Annotated in this window: 18 protein-coding genes; 8 read left to right on the top strand and 10 right to left on the bottom strand. The window is 59.9% G+C overall.

Annotated features, from left to right (window positions below; translation table 11 throughout):
* Positions 1 to 8: 8 nt before the first annotated feature.
* Positions 9 to 1,346 carry an MFS transporter gene (locus tag F6R97_RS18595; protein WP_409999805.1) on the top strand — a complete coding sequence of 446 codons (1,338 nt, stop codon included), beginning with the start codon at positions 9 to 11 and terminating at the stop codon, positions 1,344 to 1,346.
* A gap of 42 nt (positions 1,347 to 1,388) precedes the next feature.
* On the opposite strand, the gene F6R97_RS18590 is transcribed toward F6R97_RS18595, so the two are convergent.
* Positions 1,389 to 2,273, bottom strand: a complete 885-nt coding sequence (locus tag F6R97_RS18590; protein ID WP_038981431.1) for a DMT family transporter — start codon at positions 2,271 to 2,273, stop codon at positions 1,389 to 1,391.
* A gap of 136 nt (positions 2,274 to 2,409) precedes the next feature.
* The gene (locus F6R97_RS18585; RefSeq protein WP_048396459.1) at positions 2,410 to 3,186 is read right to left on the bottom strand and encodes an IclR family transcriptional regulator; all 777 of its coding nucleotides are present in this window, start codon (positions 3,184 to 3,186) and stop codon (positions 2,410 to 2,412) included.
* 242 nt (positions 3,187 to 3,428) lie between these two features.
* Between F6R97_RS18585 and F6R97_RS18580 the strand changes: the two genes are divergently transcribed.
* Entirely contained in the window at positions 3,429 to 4,313 is an 885-nt protein-coding gene (locus F6R97_RS18580) for a neutral zinc metallopeptidase (protein ID WP_038981429.1), read from the top strand.
* The gene (locus tag F6R97_RS18575; protein ID WP_050681420.1) at positions 4,313 to 5,272 is read left to right on the top strand and encodes an alpha/beta fold hydrolase; all 960 of its coding nucleotides are present in this window, start codon (positions 4,313 to 4,315) and stop codon (positions 5,270 to 5,272) included. The genes F6R97_RS18580 and F6R97_RS18575 overlap by 1 nt, the downstream gene beginning before the upstream one ends.
* Before the next feature lie 116 nt (positions 5,273 to 5,388).
* Here the strand turns inward: F6R97_RS18575 and F6R97_RS18570 are convergent, their stop codons facing one another.
* The 3 genes from F6R97_RS18570 to F6R97_RS18560 all read right to left on the bottom strand — a co-directional run bounded on the left by F6R97_RS18570 (position 5,389) and on the right by F6R97_RS18560 (position 7,524).
* Positions 5,389 to 5,982: an HAD family hydrolase gene (locus F6R97_RS18570; protein WP_048396457.1), complete on the bottom strand. Its 594-nt coding sequence runs from the start codon at positions 5,980 to 5,982 to the stop codon at positions 5,389 to 5,391.
* A complete protein-coding gene (gene tesB, locus F6R97_RS18565; RefSeq protein ID WP_050681419.1) occupies positions 5,979 to 6,848 on the bottom strand; it encodes an acyl-CoA thioesterase II in 870 nt (289 codons plus the stop codon). Before tesB ends, F6R97_RS18570 begins: the two co-directional genes overlap by 4 nt.
* A gap of 106 nt (positions 6,849 to 6,954) precedes the next feature.
* Positions 6,955 to 7,524 (bottom strand): GNAT family N-acetyltransferase, encoded by a 570-nt coding sequence (locus F6R97_RS18560; protein WP_038981423.1) that lies wholly within the window; start codon positions 7,522 to 7,524, stop codon positions 6,955 to 6,957.
* Between the two features lie 229 nt (positions 7,525 to 7,753).
* Here F6R97_RS18560 and F6R97_RS18555 point away from each other — a divergent pair, with 229 nt between their 5' ends.
* Together F6R97_RS18555 and F6R97_RS18550 are read left to right on the top strand one after the other, a co-directional pair.
* A complete protein-coding gene (locus F6R97_RS18555) occupies positions 7,754 to 8,674 on the top strand; it encodes a histone deacetylase (RefSeq protein WP_038981422.1) in 921 nt (306 codons plus the stop codon).
* Positions 8,675 to 8,957: 283 nt separating this feature from the next.
* Positions 8,958 to 10,205 (top strand): TIGR03862 family flavoprotein, encoded by a 1,248-nt coding sequence (locus F6R97_RS18550; protein ID WP_315866909.1) that lies wholly within the window; start codon positions 8,958 to 8,960, stop codon positions 10,203 to 10,205.
* A gap of 183 nt (positions 10,206 to 10,388) precedes the next feature.
* Here the strand turns inward: F6R97_RS18550 and F6R97_RS18545 are convergent, their stop codons facing one another.
* Both F6R97_RS18545 and yedA read right to left on the bottom strand, forming a co-directional pair.
* Positions 10,389 to 11,723 carry a DEAD/DEAH box helicase gene (locus F6R97_RS18545; protein WP_315866908.1) on the bottom strand — a complete coding sequence of 445 codons (1,335 nt, stop codon included), beginning with the start codon at positions 11,721 to 11,723 and terminating at the stop codon, positions 10,389 to 10,391.
* A gap of 63 nt (positions 11,724 to 11,786) precedes the next feature.
* A complete protein-coding gene (yedA, locus tag F6R97_RS18540; protein ID WP_038981419.1) occupies positions 11,787 to 12,713 on the bottom strand; it encodes a drug/metabolite exporter YedA in 927 nt (308 codons plus the stop codon).
* Positions 12,714 to 12,876: 163 nt separating this feature from the next.
* Here yedA and F6R97_RS18535 point away from each other — a divergent pair, with 163 nt between their 5' ends.
* Positions 12,877 to 13,329 (top strand): Lrp/AsnC family transcriptional regulator, encoded by a 453-nt coding sequence (locus tag F6R97_RS18535; protein ID WP_038981418.1) that lies wholly within the window; start codon positions 12,877 to 12,879, stop codon positions 13,327 to 13,329.
* A gap of 121 nt (positions 13,330 to 13,450) precedes the next feature.
* Here F6R97_RS18535 and F6R97_RS18530 read toward each other — a convergent pair whose 3' ends face one another.
* From F6R97_RS18530 to F6R97_RS18520, 3 genes are all read right to left on the bottom strand, one after another.
* The gene (locus F6R97_RS18530; RefSeq protein WP_038981417.1) at positions 13,451 to 14,062 is read right to left on the bottom strand and encodes a PolC-type DNA polymerase III; all 612 of its coding nucleotides are present in this window, start codon (positions 14,060 to 14,062) and stop codon (positions 13,451 to 13,453) included.
* A gap of 22 nt (positions 14,063 to 14,084) precedes the next feature.
* Positions 14,085 to 14,564, bottom strand: coding sequence for an NYN domain-containing protein (locus F6R97_RS18525; RefSeq protein ID WP_030129509.1), 480 nt, complete (start codon positions 14,562 to 14,564; stop codon positions 14,085 to 14,087).
* 142 nt (positions 14,565 to 14,706) lie between these two features.
* Positions 14,707 to 15,447 (bottom strand): DUF2076 domain-containing protein, encoded by a 741-nt coding sequence (locus tag F6R97_RS18520; RefSeq protein ID WP_050681417.1) that lies wholly within the window; start codon positions 15,445 to 15,447, stop codon positions 14,707 to 14,709.
* 177 nt (positions 15,448 to 15,624) lie between these two features.
* Here F6R97_RS18520 and F6R97_RS18515 point away from each other — a divergent pair, with 177 nt between their 5' ends.
* Both F6R97_RS18515 and F6R97_RS18510 read left to right on the top strand, forming a co-directional pair.
* Positions 15,625 to 16,299, top strand: a complete 675-nt coding sequence (locus F6R97_RS18515) for a YciC family protein (protein ID WP_038981414.1) — start codon at positions 15,625 to 15,627, stop codon at positions 16,297 to 16,299.
* A 74-nt stretch (positions 16,300 to 16,373) separates the two neighbouring features.
* Positions 16,374 to 17,456, top strand: a complete 1,083-nt coding sequence (locus F6R97_RS18510; protein WP_048396453.1) for an endonuclease/exonuclease/phosphatase family protein — start codon at positions 16,374 to 16,376, stop codon at positions 17,454 to 17,456.
* Positions 17,457 to 17,467 lie beyond the last annotated feature (11 nt).

Genomic DNA, 17,467 nt, shown 5'->3' with positions numbered 1-17,467 from the left:
GCACCTACATGTTTCCTTCTCAAAGCTCTCGCGTGGCTCCGGCCATGGGCGTCGCCACCGGCGGTATCGGCGACAAAATCCGCGGCGCCATGGCAGTCGGCAAAACCCGCTGGGGAATGCTGGCGCTGGTGTTTTTCGCCACCACTCTGAACTACATCGACCGCGCCGCCCTGGGCGTCATGCAGCCGATCCTGGCCAAGGAAATGAGCTGGACGGCGATGGACTACGCCAACATCAACTTCTGGTTTCAGGTCGGCTACGCCATCGGCTTTGTGCTGCAGGGCCGGTTGATCGACCGGGTCGGCGTTAAACGCGTGTTCTTCTGCGCGGTGCTGCTCTGGAGCCTGGCCACCGGCGCCCATGGTCTAGCCACTTCGGCGGTGGGCTTCATGGTCTGCCGGTTCATTCTCGGCTTGACTGAAGCAGCGAATTACCCGGCCTGCGTGAAAACCACCCGCTTGTGGTTCCCCGCCGGTGAGCGTGCCGTGGCCACCGGCATCTTCAACGCCGGGACCAACGTCGGCGCGATGTTCACGCCAATGCTGCTGCCGCTGATCCTCCACGCCTGGGGCTGGCAAGCCGCGTTCCTGTGCATGGCGGCACTGGGCGGCATCTGGTTGCTGTTCTGGGGCCTGAAGTACTTCAACCCGGAAGATCACCCGAGCGTCAAACAATCGGAACTGGACTACATCCAGAAGGAAGTCGAGCCGGAACAATCCCGCGTACCGTTCTCGCGAATCCTGCGCATGCGTGGCACCTGGGCCTTCGCCCTCGCCTACTCGATCACCGCGCCGGTGTTTTGGTTCTACCTGTACTGGCTGCCGCCGTTTCTCAATCAGCAATACAACCTGGGAATCAACGTGACCCAGATGGGTATCCCGCTGATCATCATCTACCTCACCGCTGACTTCGGCAGTGTCGGCGGCGGGATTCTGTCCTCGTTCCTGATCGGTCGCGGGGTCAATCCGATCAAGGCACGACTGATGTCCATGTTCCTGTTCGCCTGCTGCATCATCGGCGTGGTCATGGCCGCCGGCTCAAGCAGCCTGTGGCTCGCAGTGTTTGCCATCTCCCTGGCCATCGGTGCGCACCAGGCCTGGACCGCGAACATCTGGAGCCTGGTGATGGACTACACGCCCAAGCACATGATGAGTACGGTGTTCGGCTTCGGCGGGATGTGCGCGGCCATCGGCGGGATGTTCATGACCCAGTTGGTCGGCCACATTCTGACGATCACCAACAACAACTACACCGTGCTGTTCACCATGATTCCGGCGATGTACTTCATCGCACTGATCTGGATGTACTTCATGGCACCGCGCAAGATTCCTACCGTCACCGAGTAAACTCCCTTCCTCCGGCAGGCCTGATTCCAGGCCTGCCCTCTCCTACTGCCTACGTTGTTGCCACGCCGCCGCCAACCCGCTGCAGCAAATCACCGCGATCCCGACCACGGTGGTCAGAGTCGGCGTGTGAGAAAACAGCAACCAGCCCAGCAAACCGGCAAAGACAATCTGGCAATAGCCGAACGGCGCCAACAACGCGGGCGCGGCGTGACGGAAGGCCTGAGTCAGAAACAGATGCGCCGTCATCCCGCACGCCCCCAGCGCCACCATCAAAAACCCATGACCCAGGCTGGGCACTTGCCAGAAGAACGGCACCAGCGCGCTCATCACCAACGTATTGCAGAGCCCGGCGAAAAAATTGCTGGTGGTCGGGCTGTCGATTTCGCTGAGCTTGCGGGTGAGCAGCTGATAGAAACAGAAAAACAGCGCCGAGCAGAACGGCAGCAACACCGCAGGCGTGAACAGTTCGCCGCCGGGATGGACGATGATCAACACCCCGATAAATCCACACACCACCGCCAGCCATTGGCCGCGCGTCACCTGTTCACCGAGCAGTGGCACCGACAGCGCCGTCACCAATACCGGTGCGAGAAAATTCACCGCCGTGGCTTCGGCCAACGGGATGAACAACAGCGCACTGGTAAATAGCAGGCTGGTTCCCAATAAGCACAACGCCCGCATCAACTGCAGCAATGGCCGCTTGGTGCGCAGGACGCGCAACCCGGATTGCGGCAGAAAAATCCCGGCCATCAACAAGGTGTGAATCACATAGCGAGCCCAGACCACCATGACGACCGGATAGAACCCGCAGAGGTATTTCGACAAGGCGTCATGGCTGGAAAACAGAAAGGTCGCGACCACTACCAGCAGGATGCCTTTGAAAGGATGATTGACGCCGGAGAGCGGGGTACTGATAGGCGACGTCAAGGCGAGGCTCTCTTCTGGCGGGATAATTCCAATAATTTAGAACCAGGTTCCATTTTCTTAAAGTCGCATCGCCTGAAAGTGTGCGAACAACGCACGGTTTTTTAATCGACTTCCAAATCGATGGGTGCAAGCGCTATCAGCTAAAGAGTTCCGACGCCTGACTCGCTGCCGAAAGCTCTTGGGCAAACGCCAACAACGTCGGTGCCAGTTCATGCAGTCGCGCCCCCGGCATCCGCGCGCTCGGTCCGGCAATGCTGAGCACACCGATCACTCGCCCCTGCAATGGATGACGGATAACCGCAGCAATCGCCGACGTGCCTACCGCCGAACTTTCCTCAACCCAGGCATAGCCCTGCTCGCGCGCCAGGCGCAGCCGCTCCAGCAGTTCGATGTTGGAGCGTGGCGCATTGGGTCCCAGGCCCTCGGGCTTCTCGACTGCCTGGCGCTCAACCAGCGACAACGCTTCGGCATCGCTCATGCAGGCCAGCCACGCATGCCCCGAAGCGGTATAGAACAGCGGCGCATCGCGCCCCATGTCCGGGTCGTAACGCAGGCCGGAACGGGCTCCCTGGGATTTGGCGATCCAGGTCTGGCGCTCGCCTTCGATCACCCCAAGACGCACCAGCTCACCGGTCTCCCGGGCCAGCCGATCCAACACTGGCTGCACAATATCCGCACCACTGCCGGACAAATAACGAAAGCCCATGGCGACCAGTTTGGTCGATAAGTGATAACGCAGGTTTTCCGGATTCTGCCGCACATACCCCAGACGAATCAGTTCGGCGAGTAGACGGTGGGTTGCACTCTTGGGAATGTCCAATTGCTCGGCCAGGGTCTGCATCGGTAAACCTTGGGGTTCACCGGTAAGGCTTTCCAGCACGCTGAAAACACGTTCGATCTGACTGCCTGCCATGGGAGATTCCGAATGAAGTTTGGCTGATTCTAAAAGACAACTCTAGGTAAGCAAAATCTGGAACCTGCCCGGCAGTAGTCTTGATCGATCTGCAGTACCCGTCCGTCCATGAAACCGCTAATGTCGCCACTTCTGAGAACCCATGTCGCCAAGGGCTGTCAGACGACCGGACTGGCGCCATACCTACTCACCGGCAACACTCATCACCATGCGCCTTCATCAGGTAAAAAAGAGGATCCCCCATGCTTTGGAAAAAAGGCCGACGCAGCGACAACGTGGTCGATGCACGTGGCGATGGTGGGGGCGGTGGGATGCGCTTCGGTGGAGGCAAGGGCCTGAGCCTGACGGCGATCCTGTTGATCGTCGGGATCGGCTGGATCACCGGCCAGGACCCGCTGCAGATCCTCGGCCAACTGACCGGGCAAATGAGCGAACAGTCAGCCCCGGCCCCCACACAAACCCGCAAGGCGCCACCGGCCAATGATGAAGGGGCCGAATTCGTGCGCTCGATCCTCGGCGATACCGAAGACACCTGGCGCCAGATTTTCCAGCAGGCCGATCGGCAATATAAAGATCCGACCCTGGTGCTGTTCAGCAACCGCGTCAACTCGGCCTGCGGCCTGGCGACTTCAGCAACCGGTCCCTTCTATTGCCCGGCTGACCAGAAGGTCTACCTGGACATGAGTTTCTTCCAAGAGATGTCTCAACGCTTTTCCGCCGCGGGCGACTTCGCCCAGGCCTACGTGATCGCTCACGAAATCGGGCACCACGTGCAGACCTTGCTCGGCGTTTCAGCGAAGATTCAAACCGCTCGCCAACAGGGCCGGCAGATGGAAGGCGACAACGGTTTGCTGGTGCGCCAGGAACTGCAGGCCGATTGCCTGGCCGGCGTCTGGGCCAACAATGCGCAAAAACGTCTGAACTGGCTGGAACCCGGTGACATCGAAGAAGCCTTGAACGCCGCCAACGCCATCGGCGACGACCGCTTGCAACAGCAAGGTCAGGGCCGCGTGGTGCCGGACTCCTTCACCCACGGCACTTCGGCCCAGCGAGTGCGCTGGTTCAAGGCCGGGTTCGCACAAGGCCAAGTTGGCGAGTGCGATACCTTTGCCGCGAAGAATCTGTGATGCGTAAGTGGCTGCTAACTCTGTTAATTACCTGCGCAAGCACCCAGGCTGCCGAGCAAGGGGTCAAGGCGATCAGTTCCGGGCGCTTGTTGCTGAGCGCCGGGGAAATCGCGGTGAGCATTGGCCCGACACCGGCGAAAATCGAACGCGTACTGATCATCGTCCATGGTCGATTACGCAATGCTGAAACCTATCGCCAAAGCGCCGAACGCGCAGCCGAGCAGGCCGGACAAAGCGCCAACACGTTGGTGCTCGCCCCGCAGTTTCTCAACGAAGCCGACATTGCGAGCCATACGGTGCCTGACAGCGTTTTACGCTGGCAAGGTAATGACTGGATGGCCGGCGGCTTATCCACCGCGCCGTTTACGCTGAGTTCCTATGCGGCGCTCGACGAAATCATCGCTCGACTGGGCGATCGGCGACAGTTTCCGGACGTGAAGCAAATCGTCATTGCCGGTCACTCCGGCGGCGCTCAGGTGGTTCAGCGTTATGCCTTGCTGGGTCACCCTCAGCCAGCCCTCGAGACGGAGGGAGTGAAAGTGCGCTATGTGATCGCCAACCCTTCCTCATATGCCTACTTCAATGAGCAACGGCCGGTGGCGTTCAGTCATGCGAAGTGTCCGAATTTCAATCGATGGAAGTACGGGCTGGCGGAGCTGCCCGCTTATGCCGATGGGCAAACACCTGCGCAACTTGAAGAAAACTACGTCAAACGTGACATCGTTTATTTACTCGGGCAGCAGGACATCGACCCGAATCATCCGGCGCTGGATAAAAGTTGTGAAGCCAAAGCCCAAGGTGCTTCTCGACTGATTCGTGGGCGCAATTATTTCAATTATCTGAAGCGACGCCATTCTCAAGGGTTGAGTCAGCAACTGATCGAAGTGCCCGGGGTCGGGCATGATGGTGATGGGATGTTTACATCGCCAGAGGGGCAGAAGGTGTTGTTTGGTCAGTGAGTTTTTTTGGCGTCTGATCTGACGCCTTCGCGAGCAAGCCCCCTCCCACAGGTAATGTCGCGTTCCTTGCTCCCACCGCCATTCTGTAGGAGCGAGGCTTGCCCGCGAAGAGGCCCTCAAGCCAAAAGCATCTGCCGCAACGCCACGCAATCGGCAGCATGCCAATCAGTCAACTCCGGCCACGGATTATCCGGCAGATTCACCAACACCGTCCGCGTCCCCGCCGCACGCCCGCAATCCAGATCGAAGCGGTAATCACCAACCATCACCATTTCGCTCGCCTGCACTTTCCAGGCTTCGGCCAGCTTCAGCAACCCACCAGGATGCGGCTTGGGCGGTGCTTCATCGCGGCCCAGTACATCCTCTGCCGCAAAGCAGTCCGCCAGGCCAATCGCCTCCAGCGTGACATGCGCCAGCTCGCGAGCATTGCGCGTGAGAATGCCCAGACGATAACCGCGCCCGGCCAACTCACGCACCAGTTCCACCGCGCCCGGCGCCGGCTTCGAACCCAACGCCAGATCCCGCTCGTGCTCCAGCAGCCACGCGTGTTTGGCCGCGGCTTCATCGGCCGGCAGTGCCGCGAGGTGGGTGAGGATGTCGTCTTCGGCGGGAATCGCCAACGCCATGCGAATCGCCGCGAAGTCATGCACCGCCACCGTCAGGGTGCCGTCCATGTCGAACACCCAGTGCCGCACCTCAGCCAGGCTCATGCCCAATCCTTGCGATGACGAATCAGGCCTTCCTGAGTGACCGAAGCCACCAGTTGCCCGGCACGGTTGAACACGCTACCGCGGGAGAATCCGCGCGAATTGCCGGCCCACGGGCTGTCCATGGCATACAGCAACCAGTCATCGGCGCGCAGGTCGGCGTGGAACCACAAGGCGTGATCAAGGCTGGCGACCTGCATGTCTTTCTGCCAGACCGATTTGCCGTGGGGCAGCATCGAGGTGGTCAGCAGGCCGAAGTCCGACGCGTAGGCCAGCAGGTATTTGTGCAGCGCCGGGGTGTCGGCCAAGGCACCGTCGGCGCGGAACCAGACGTATTTGACTGGGTCGGCAGGTTGAGGGTTGTAGGGGTCTTTTTCGGTCACCGGCCGGACTTCGATCGGTTTCGGGCACAACAGTTTTTCACGCATGTGCTCAGGGATCAGGTGCGCGCGCTGCTGAGTGAGTTCCAGCTCCGACGGCAGGTTTTCCGGGCCGACCACTTGCGGCATCTCAGTCTGGTGCTCGAAGCCTTCTTCGTCGTACTGGAACGAGGCGCTGCAGGTGAAAATCGGATTGCCCTTCTGGATCGCCGTCACCCGGCGCGTACTGAAACTTCCGCCATCGCGCACCCGATCGACCTGATACACCACCGGCAACTTGGCATCGCCCGGGCGCAGGAAATAACCGTGCATCGAATGCACATGGCGCGCCGGCTCGACGGTCTGACTGGCCGCCGACAGGGACTGGCCAAGTACCTGGCCACCGAACAGCTGACGAAAACCCAGGTCTTGGCTGCGGCCACGGAACAGGTTTTCTTCGATCGGTTCCAGGGTCAGCAGGTCTACCAGATCTTCCAACACTTGGCTCATTCAGACTCTCCTCACACAACGCAATGCCGCGCAGTCTTGGCTGCGGCGGTCGATTCAGTTTATGGCCCGGTTCAACATGAGGGCCATTGTAAACGTCCGCGCCTGCTTATCCATGCAAGGTTTGCAGCCATTGCTCACGGGTGATGCGGTACAACACGTGCGGGCGCAGCGGATGATCGGCTGCAAGCCGCGGGTGCTCGAAGTCATCGGCAGGGGCATGGTGCATGCCGATTGCTTGCATGACTTTCTCGGATGGCAGATTGGTCTTGGTGGTGAATGCGACGACCTCTTGCAGCGCCAACCGATCAAACCCGCAGCGCAGAGCGGTCCACGCCGCCTCACTGGCATAACCCAAGCCCCAGTGCTCGCGTGCCAGGCGCCAGCCGATTTCGATGGCCGGCGTGAATGGCGCATCGAAGCCGACCACGCCGAGGCCGGTAAAGCCGATGAATGCCCCGGTGTCTTTGCGCTCCAGTGCCCAGAGGCCGAAACCATGCTCGGCAAAATGCCCGCGAATCCGCCCGATCAACGAGGCACTTTCCAGTCGACTCAAGGGTGCCGGAAAATAACGCATCACCTGTGGATCGGCGCACATCGCCGCAAACGCCGGTAAATCCTCGTCACGCCACTGCCGCAACAACAGTCGTGCGCTTTCGAGTTCCAGTATCGGCTCCATCTCATCCCCCTTTCCTATCCCGCAAGTCTACATCGCTGGTAGGCACTGCACGAAAACTGCCTGCGCGACGATCATGCTGCGTTAAAAACAGGCTCGGAATGCTCATTTAGGTCCCCTAAACTCCGCGTCCTCGCCTGTTTTTGCCTTGCCTGATCGCCGCTCGGCGAGTTTTCATACAGCCCCTAGGATCCTTCACTCATTCCTACATGCCTTCCTGTATAAATCAGCCATGCCCCTGCCATTGATCTACCACGAAGACTACAGCCCCGAATTCCCGGCGGATCACCGCTTCCCCATGGACAAGTTTCGCCTGCTGCGCGATCACCTGGTGGACAGTGGCCTGACCCGCGACACCGACTTGCTGCGCCCGGACCTCTGCCCGCCAGAGATTCTCGCCCTCGCCCATGACCCTGCGTATATCGAACGCTACATGGGCGGCGAATTGTCCCGCGAAGACCAGCGACGCCTCGGCTTGCCCTGGAGCGAAGCGCTGGCCCGGCGCACGGTGCGGGCGGTCGGTGGCTCGCTGCTGGCGGCCGAACAGGCACTGGAGCATGGTTTGGCTTGTCACCTGGCTGGTGGCACTCACCACGCGCATTACGATCATCCCGCCGGGTTCTGCATCTTCAATGACTTGGCGGTGATCAGCCATTACCTGCTGGAAAGTGGCCGAGTAAATCGCGTGCTGATCTTCGATTGCGATGTGCATCAGGGCGACGGGACTGCACGGATTCTGCACAACACCCCGGAGGCAGTGACCGTTTCCCTGCACTGCGAAAAGAATTTTCCTGCACGCAAAGCCGAAAGTGACTGGGACATTCCGTTGCCGATGGGCATGGGCGATGCCGATTACCTGAAAGTGGTGGACGACGCGCTCAACTATTTGCTGCCGCTCTACCAACCGGACCTGGTGCTGTACGACGCCGGCGTCGACGTGCATAAGGACGACGCCTTGGGTTATCTGAAGCTGACAGACGAAGGCGTCGCCGCTCGCGATGAAAGCGTGATGCGTCATTGCCTGGGCCGGGATATTCCGGTGGTCGGCGTGATCGGCGGCGGCTACAGCAAGGACCGCAAGGCCCTGGCGCGCCGCCATGGAATCCTCCATCACAGCGCCCAACGGGTCTGGCAGTCATCAGGTTGTCATTGATCTATGGGTCTTTACCCACAATGCCTGTGGAACCGCCTGTGGATAACCTGAGTGAAAGGGGCTGCAGGCCATGCGGGGTGTAGGCTTCAGAACGGTGGTTGTTTTTTAACCAGCCTTTTGAGAACACCGAAGATCAAATGTGGGAGCGGGCTTGCTCGCGAAGGCGATTTAACAATCAACATTGATATCGACTGACCCACCGCTTTCGCGAGCAAGCCCGCTCCCACATTGATCGGGGCTGATAGAATGCCCGGCTTCATTCCGCCAAACCGCAGCGCATTCCATGACCCAGCCCTCCACTTCCCTCCCCCCTCGCGTCGCCATCATCGGCGGCGGCCCTGCCGGTTTGATGGCGGCTGAAGTGCTGAGCCAGGCCGGGATCAAAGTCGACCTGTACGACGGCATGCCTTCAGTGGGGCGAAAATTCCTCCTCGCCGGCGTCGGCGGCATGAACATCACCCATTCCGAAACCTACCCGGCGTTTCTCTCACGCTATGCCAAACGGGCGCCGCAGATTGCACCGCTGTTACGGTCCTTCGGCGCCGACGCCTTGTGCCAATGGATTCATGATCTGGGCATCGAAACCTTTGTCGGCAGCTCCGGCCGGGTGTTTCCCACAGACATGAAAGCCGCGCCCCTGTTACGTGCCTGGCTCAAACGCCTGCGCGATGCCGGCGTAGTTATCCACACCCGCCATCGCTGGCTCGGTTGGGATGACAACGGTGACTTGCGCATCGACAGTCCCGAAGGCGAAAAACACGTTCAAGTGGATGCGACCTTACTGGCCCTCGGCGGCGGCAGTTGGTCGCGTCTCGGTTCGGACGGTGCCTGGATGCTGCCGCTGGAACAGCGCGGTGTAGGACTGGCGCCATTGCAACCGAGCAATTGCGGCTTCGAGGTGCAGGCTTGGAGCGAACTGATGGTCAGCAAATTCGCAGGTGCCCCGCTGAAAAACATCGCCATTGGCCTCAATGACGACGTGCCGCGACTCGGAGAATGCGTGATCACTGCCACGGGAATTGAAGGCAGTTTGATCTACGCCTTGTCGGCACCGATCCGCGAAGCGATCAATCAACATGGCTCGGCAACCATTCATCTCGATCTGTTGCCGGGCAAGCCTGTGGATAAAATTCAAACTGCGCTGAGTAAACCGCGTGGCTCTCGTTCCATGTCCAAACACCTGCACAGTCAGCTGGGGCTTGATGGCGTGAAAGCGGCGTTGCTGCGCGAACTGACACCGGCCGACTACTTTACCGATCCGGCATTGCTGGCCAAAGCGATCAAGGCATTGCCGCTGACGCTGGTGAAAACCCGGCCATTGGACGAGGCCATCAGCAGCGCGGGGGGCGTGATGTTCGAGTCGATGGATGAACGTTTGATGCTCAAGCAACTGCCCGGCGTGTTCTGCGCGGGTGAAATGCTCGATTGGGAAGCGCCGACCGGCGGCTATCTGCTGACCGCGTGTTTCGCCAGTGGTCGAGCGGCTGGGTTGGGGATGGTGGAGTGGCTCAAGACCAGCGACAAGCTATAAGCTGCAAGACGGGCGCATTTCAGCTTACCGCTTGTAGCTGACAGCTTGACGCTGCTTCTTCATTGATCGTTCCCACGCTCTGCGTGGGAATGCAGCCCGGGACGCTCCGCGTCCCTACCGAAGCGGACGCAGAGCGTCCATTGAGGCATTCCCACGCAGAGCGTGGGAACGATCTTCAGAGGATCAAGGCTTACGCTTACGCGGCCCGGTATTAAACACTGGCACTTTACGCACAGGCTTGATCGAAGGCTCCGGCGCCGAAGCATCCCCGCTCTCAACCCACTTGCCCAAATTGCGCTTGCCGCCACTCGAAGTTTTTGGCTTCTTCGGTTTTTTCGGCTTCTTGACAACCTGACCGCTGGCATCAGTATCCGGCACGCGGTGCTCAGGCTCGAAGTCCTGTTCCATCTGGCGAGTCAACGTCTGACGGGTCAACATCTCGATGGCTGACAGCTGATTCACCTCATCGGCGCACACCAGCGAAATAGCCTGCCCGGTTGCGCCCGCACGACCGGTGCGACCGATACGGTGGATGTAGTCCTCTGCCACGATCGGCAGGTCGAAATTGACCACCAATGGCAAATCTTCGATATCCAGACCACGCGCTGCCACGTCGGTGGCTACAAGGATCTGCACTTCGCTGGCCTTGAAACGATCCAGTGCCCGCTGACGGGTCGCCTGAGGTTTGTCGCCGTGAATGCCGTCGGCATTGATGCCCAGGCCCTGGAGTTTTTCCACCAGTGCATCTACGCCGTTACGGGTCTTGGCAAACACCAGCACCTGCTTCCACTTGCCCTTGCGCATCAAGTGAACGAACAGCTCCGACTTGCGTTTCTTGTCCACCGTCACCACCCATTGCTTGACGGTGTTGGCGGCCACGTTGCGCGGGCTGACTTCGATACTCAGCGGGTCGTTGAGCATTTGCCCGGCCAGCGTGCGGATGGCGTCGGAGAAGGTCGCGGAGAACAACAGCGTCTGACGTTTCTTCGGCAGCGCTTTGTAGATGTTCCCCAGCTCTTCGGAAAAGCCCAGATCGAGCATACGATCGGCTTCGTCCAGTACCAGGGTTTGCAACTGGTTGAACTTGAGCGCGTTCTGGCGGAACAGGTCGAGCAAGCGGCCCGGAGTCGCCACCAACAGGTCGACGCCTTTGCGCAGCTTCATCATTTGTGGGTTGATGCTGACGCCGCCGTACACCGCGTACGTGCTCAACGGCAGGTTCGCGGCGTACTGACGCACGCTTTCGTGAACCTGCTCGGCCAGTTCGCGGGTCGGCACCAGGATCAGTGCGCGCACGGAGTTGGCGCTGACTTTCGGCCCTTCCATGGCCAGCAATTGCAGCAGCGGCAAGGCGAAACCGGCGGTCTTGCCGGTGCCGGTCTGGGCTGCTGCCATCAGGTCACGACCGGCCAGCACCGCCGGAATCGCTTGTGTCTGCACCGGCGTAGGGGTCTGGTAGCCGAGCGTCTCGAGAGCGCGCAGCAAAGGTTCGATCAGGCCAAGGGTGGCGAAAGTCATGGGAGTACCGTAGGAAAATTCAGCGCGATTGTGCAAAGAGTGTGCAATGGCGCGCAGTTTACCCTAATTCGCGCGGGATTCTGTCGGCACCACTACCGCAGGCCGATTGGCACCTCGGCGCCACTGCGGCAACCCGATCAACACCACGGCACTGATGATCACTGTCATGGCCAGCGCTTCTTCGATACCGATGGTCTCGCCAACAAATACGATACCCAGCAACACCGCCACCGCCGGGTTGACGTAGGCATAACTGGTGGCCGCCGCCGGACGCACGTGTTTCAGCAGGTACATGTAGGCGTTGAAGGCAATGATCGAACCGAAGAACGTCAGATAGGCCAATGCGGCCCAACCTTCGATCGGCGGCATGGCCTCCAGATGCTCGCCACTCACCGCGCTGCCGATCAACAACACCACGCCGCCCACCAGCATTTCCACGGCACTTGCCATCGCGCCCTGCGGCAACGGCAAGTGTTTGCTCCACACCGAACCGAAAGCCCAGGACGCCGCCGCGAACACCAGCAACGCCGCGCCCAATGGGCTCGATTGCAGGTTGGAACCGAGGTTGAGCATGGCGATGCCGATCAGCCCGAGCACAATCCCGGCCCATTCGAGACGGGTATTACGCGCGCCCCAGAAATATCCACACAGCAAGGTAAACAGCGGCACCGTCGCCACCGCCAACGCCGCAACGCCGGAGGCCACGCCCGTATGCTCGGCGACACTCACCGCACCGTTACCGAAGGTCAGCAGTAAAATCCCGATGATCCCCGCCGCTTTCCATTGCGCCCACGTCGGTGCAGGTGCCCCGCGCCAACGCAGGAACGCGTACATCAACGTCCCGGCGATCACGAAGCGGATACCGGCGAGCAACAACGGCGGCCAGTACTGCACGCCGATGCGAATCACCAGGTAGGTCGATCCCCAAATCACGTACAGCGCGAAAAAAGCAGCGATCAGCGGTAAGGAAAAACGGCGTATGCCAGGCATGGGCAGCTCGAGAACAAGACAAAGAGAGCAGCTATTCTAGAAAGGCCAACGGCAGAAAATAAGTTACAAAACCTGTTTATAGCGCCAGTACACTTTTCAAAACACGGAGTTCAGCGCTATAAACCGTGCTTTCGAAAGTCAGCCTTTTTTCAGGAATGCCATGATGGACAAATACGACCGCATGCTCCTCAGCGCCCTGTTGGAAAACGGTCGTGCGTCCTACGCCGAGCTGGCGCGCAAGGTGAACCTGTCCGCTCCGGCGGTGGCCGAGCGCGTGGCCAAACTTGAGACCTGCGGGGTGATCACCGGCTACCAGGCGAAAGTCGACATGGCCAAACTCGGCCTACCGATCCAGTGCGTCATCGAACTGCGCCTGAATCAGCACGGCAACCAGAAAACCTACGACGAACTGATCAAAATCCCACAACTCACCGAATGCCATCGCGTCACCGGCGACCCCTGCGTGATCATGCAAGCGGCGGTGGGCTCGATGCCGGAGCTGGAAGAGTTGATCAACCGGATCGCCACGTTCGGGTTCAGCAAGACCTCGATCGTGCTGTCCAGCGCCATTGAAAAGCGTGTGCCGTTGGGGCAGTTGGAAGGGAATGGCAAATAGTTCTCTTGTAGGAGCTGTCGAGTGAAACGAGGCTGCGATCTTTTGATCTTGATCTTAAAAGTCAAAAGATCGCAGCCTCGTTTCACTCGACAGCTCCTACAGGGGTTCAGTGGTGTTTCTGTCAGAACCCACGATGCCGCTTCAAATGCTCATTGATCTTCGCCGCCGGCACTTTCTGCAAACTGACGAGCAGATCATGGGACAACTCCCGCAACCCATGCTTGCGCCGCAACTCTTCAGCCAAGTGCGCCGTCAGGTTGGCCGCCATTTCGGCATCGGCCATGGCCCGGTGAGCCTTGCCGGTATTGGGCAGGCTGGCGAACGTGGTGAGGGTGCCGAGTTTGTGGTCCGGCGCGGCGGGCATCAGGCGGCGGGCGAGTAACAGTGAGCAGGCAAAGTTCTGCAAGCGTGTGCGCTTGATTCGTCCGAGCTCGTAGTCCCAGAACTTCTGGTCGAACGCAGCGTTGTGCGCCAGCAGCGGTGTGATGCCGACGAATTCATTGACCTCGTTCATCACCTGCTCGGCCGAGGGCGCGGTGCGCAGCATGGCGTTGCTGATGCCGGTGAGTTGCTCGATAAAGGCCGGCACTCGCACGCCGGCGTTCATCAGGCTTTGATAACGCTCGACGATGCGCCCCTGTTCAAGAATCACCACGGCAATTTCCGTGGCCCGGCAGCTGCTGCTCGGGGAGAGTCCGGTGGTTTCAAAGTCGATGACTGCTATGCGTTCCAAACCTGTTTCAACTCCGTAAAAATCAATTCTTGAGCAGCAGCGCGCCTTCGATCGGCACGTAACGGCTGGCGGCGCGGATCAGCGAATTGGCCGTGAGACCGGGCACGCCATAGGCCACCGCTTGCACGCCGTGCTTGCTGATGATGCGTTCCAGCAGCATGTCGAAATCACCATCACCGGAGGCCAGCACCACTTCGTCGACATGGTCGGCGGCATCCATGATGTCGAGGGTGATGCCCACGTCCCAGTCGCCTTTGGCCGAACCGTCGCTGCGCTGGATGTAGGGTTTGAGCTTCACGATGAAGCCGAGATTGCGCAGGATCTGCTGAAACTGCTGCTGCTTGCTGTCGCCACGATCGATCGCATAGGCATAGGCCTCGACGATCTGCCCTTCTTTACTGACGTCAGCCCACAGCGCGGCGTAGTTGAAGTGGCAACCATAAGCCTGACGCACGGTGTAATAGAGGTTCTGGACATCGGCGAACACTGCGATTTTTTTCACCGTACATCCTCATTAGCGTGCCGAAGCGCGGGCAGGTTCAGGCACCAGGGCCTGAAAAGTTGCCCAGTATGCCAGCCCAAAGGATTGTTCCGCGAATAATCGGCCATGTGGCGAGGGAGCTTGCTCCCTCGCCACAGATGTATCAGACGAAGGAGTCGTCATCGCCACCGAAGAACGATGAGCTGTCATCGTTGTAATCAGCGTCGGCGAATCCGCCTTCGTCGCTGGAGTTGTCAGCCACGCGCTGATCATTGCCGCTGTCGCTCTGATCGTTGACCTGAGCCGGTTGTTCCTTGATGACTTCAACCACTTCCGGCTGCTGATTGTGTTGGAACAGGCTGCTGATGCCTTGCGCCAGCATCACGCCACCGGCCACACCCGCTGCAGTTTTCAACGCGCCGCCGAGGAAACCACTGCCGACCGGTTGTTGCGGGGCGTAGTTCTGTTGAGGCGGCGCACCGAAGGTTTGCTGTGGCGGCTGCGAGTTGAACGACGGCCGCCCCGGTTCACGCCAGCCGCCATTCGACGGAGCTGCGCTTTGAGTCGGCGCAGGCTGCGGATCACGGGAGCTACCACCGAAGATGCTCGACAAAAAGCCACCGCCGCTCGGCGCCGGGGCCGCCGTCTGAGCCTTGGCCGATTGCAGTTCAGCCTGCAATTGCTGGACTTGTTGGGTGAGTTGTTTGTTCTGTTCGTCGAGGCTCTTGATGGCTGCCTCTTGCACCAGAATCGCCTGGGTCATGAAATAGCCCGCCGCTGGCTGGCGAGTCAGGTGCTCCTTGATCCGCGCTTCGGCCTGGGCGTCGCGCGGGGCTGAATCCGTTTCGGCCTGTTGCAGCCGGGAAAACAGTCCATCGATCAGGGTTTGTTCTTCGCTGTTCATGGCGACCTCATAGATTGCCGGGAAAATCGTCGCCCTCATCCACGGTGGATAAGGTGCTCACCAGTAATGGGGCTGATACAGAATGTTTCAATGACCTTTACCGAACGTTTACGTTTGCGTCCCAAAGGGGTTCATCGGTTAAAGTGAGGCACTGCTTTCAACCTGCGATACCGACTGATGAATCCGTTCGAAGTACTGCGTGACTCTTTGTATTTCTTCAAGCGCAATCTGCGCCAGATCGTGCAGCTGTGCCTGCCGCTGGTGATTTTCGAGGCGCTGCTGCAACAAGTGGTCGACCACTCCACCGAGCCTGACGGCTTCCCCGGCATCAGTGTATTGGTCGGCCTGCTGGTGTATCCGCTGTACACCGCCGCGCTGATCCTGTTTCTCGATGCCCGCAGCCGTGGCGAATCGCCGCGCACCCGCGATTTGCTGGCGACCTCCGCGACCCTGTGGCCGCGTTTCGCCCTGCTGACCGCCCTCAATACACTGCTGATCCTGATCGGCCTGTCGCTGTATTTCCTGCCGGGCATCTGGTTGATGGTGACGCTGGCGTTCGGCGAATACCTGCTGGTGCTGCGCGGCCTGGCACCGCTGGCGGCGATGAAGGAAAGCCTGCGCCTGACCCGCGGAAACTTCCTGCGGATTCTGGTGTGCATTTTGTGCGTGATGGCCCCGCTGTGGGTACTCAAGGGGGCGACGCTGGCGGTTTACCCTGATCCGCAGAACCCGGTGATCTCGCTGCTGATCGACAGCGCCCACAGCTTTCTGCAGCTGTTCACCAGCGTGGTGGTGTTCCGTTTGTTCATGCTGATCGCCGATGCACCCGAGAAAGCTGACGGAGCGCTCTGAGCGCTCTACCCTTGGGCCTGGGCGATGCTCTCGGTTATGCTCGGGGTCAATTTTGTAACGCTATAAGCCGAGCCATGACCCGTCTACTGCGCTACACCCTGCTGTGCTTGCTGATTGCCATTGGCCTGATTGCATTGCTGATCTACAACCTGACCTGGCGCCCCCAAGCCAAGGAAGTGCTGTCAATCAGTTGCAACGCCCAGGCGCCGACGCTGGTGCCCGGCCAGGCACTGAAGGTGATGACCTGGAACGTCCAGTATCTGGCAGGCAAGCGCTACGTGTTCTGGAACGACCTGGCCGCGGGGAACGACGAGCGTCCTACACCTGAAGACATGGCCTTCAGCCTCGACGAAGTGGCGCGGGTGATTCGCGACGAGCAACCGGACATCGTGCTGTTGCAGGAGCTCGATGACGACGCCAAGGCCAGTGACTACCAGAACCAGTTCAAATTGCTTCAGGATCGAGTCACCGACCTGTATCCGTGCAGCGCTCAAACCTTCGACTGGAAAGCCGACTTCGTGCCTGAACCGCACATCTACGGAAGCGTTGGCCGGCAATTGGCAACCCTGAGCCGCTACCAGATCGAACACGCCGAACGCCTGCAATTACCGGTCGCACCGACCCATTTCATCAGCCGTCAGTTCGAGCCGAAAAACGCCTTGCTGGTCACTCACCTGCCATTGAGCAACGGCGGCCAAATGGCCGTGTTCAACACCCATCTGGAACGTGCCACCACCGCGCTCGACGAAACCTTGCAACGCCAGGTGACGGCCGTGGCCAAGGTCCTCGACAAGTATGAAAGCCGCGGCACGCCGTGGCTGATCGGTGGCGACTTCAACCTGTTGCCGCTGGGCCAGTATCGACGCCTGCCCGCTGAACAACGCACGCCCTACTCCGCCGACAGCGCGCTGCATGTGCTGTGGGACAAATACCCGATGATCCCCACCAACAACGAAGCCAGCGGTATCGACCGGGCGCAATGGCTGACGCATTACCCGAATGATCCAGGCTTGAATGGCCCGGACCGGACCGTCGATTACCTGTTTTACAGCCCGCACCTCAAACGGGTCGAAGCGCGGGTGCGGCAGGACGATACGTTACGGATTTCCGATCACTTGCCGGTGATTGCACGGTTTCTGTTGCCGGCCGCGCCTTAGATTTGCGGCGT

It is taken from the genome of Pseudomonas sp. JV414 (genome assembly GCF_032424305.1).
Classification (GTDB): Bacteria; Pseudomonadota; Gammaproteobacteria; order Pseudomonadales; family Pseudomonadaceae; genus Aquipseudomonas; species Aquipseudomonas lini.
This window is presented reverse-complemented; position numbering and strand designations above follow the sequence as displayed.

Coding starts and splice junctions, on each gene's coding strand:
- F6R97_RS18570 (WP_048396457.1), bottom strand. CDS start 5,982: ATGAGCCTGGCTGAGGTGCGGCACTGGGTGTTCGACATGGACGGCACC.
- F6R97_RS18515 (WP_038981414.1), top strand. CDS start 15,625: ATGAATCCGTTCGAAGTACTGCGTGACTCTTTGTATTTCTTCAAGCGC.
- F6R97_RS18580 (WP_038981429.1), top strand. CDS start 3,429: ATGCTTTGGAAAAAAGGCCGACGCAGCGACAACGTGGTCGATGCACGT.
- F6R97_RS18555 (WP_038981422.1), top strand. CDS start 7,754: ATGCCCCTGCCATTGATCTACCACGAAGACTACAGCCCCGAATTCCCG.
- F6R97_RS18585 (WP_048396459.1), bottom strand. CDS start 3,186: ATGGCAGGCAGTCAGATCGAACGTGTTTTCAGCGTGCTGGAAAGCCTT.
- yedA (WP_038981419.1), bottom strand. CDS start 12,713: ATGCCTGGCATACGCCGTTTTTCCTTACCGCTGATCGCTGCTTTTTTC.
- F6R97_RS18535 (WP_038981418.1), top strand. CDS start 12,877: ATGGACAAATACGACCGCATGCTCCTCAGCGCCCTGTTGGAAAACGGT.
- F6R97_RS18520 (WP_050681417.1), bottom strand. CDS start 15,447: ATGAACAGCGAAGAACAAACCCTGATCGATGGACTGTTTTCCCGGCTG.
- tesB (WP_050681419.1), bottom strand. CDS start 6,848: ATGAGCCAAGTGTTGGAAGATCTGGTAGACCTGCTGACCCTGGAACCG.
- F6R97_RS18510 (WP_048396453.1), top strand. CDS start 16,374: ATGACCCGTCTACTGCGCTACACCCTGCTGTGCTTGCTGATTGCCATT.
- F6R97_RS18560 (WP_038981423.1), bottom strand. CDS start 7,524: ATGGAGCCGATACTGGAACTCGAAAGCGCACGACTGTTGTTGCGGCAG.
- F6R97_RS18595 (WP_409999805.1), top strand. CDS start 9: ATGTTTCCTTCTCAAAGCTCTCGCGTGGCTCCGGCCATGGGCGTCGCC.
- F6R97_RS18550 (WP_315866909.1), top strand. CDS start 8,958: ATGACCCAGCCCTCCACTTCCCTCCCCCCTCGCGTCGCCATCATCGGC.
- F6R97_RS18575 (WP_050681420.1), top strand. CDS start 4,313: ATGCGTAAGTGGCTGCTAACTCTGTTAATTACCTGCGCAAGCACCCAG.
- F6R97_RS18545 (WP_315866908.1), bottom strand. CDS start 11,723: ATGACTTTCGCCACCCTTGGCCTGATCGAACCTTTGCTGCGCGCTCTC.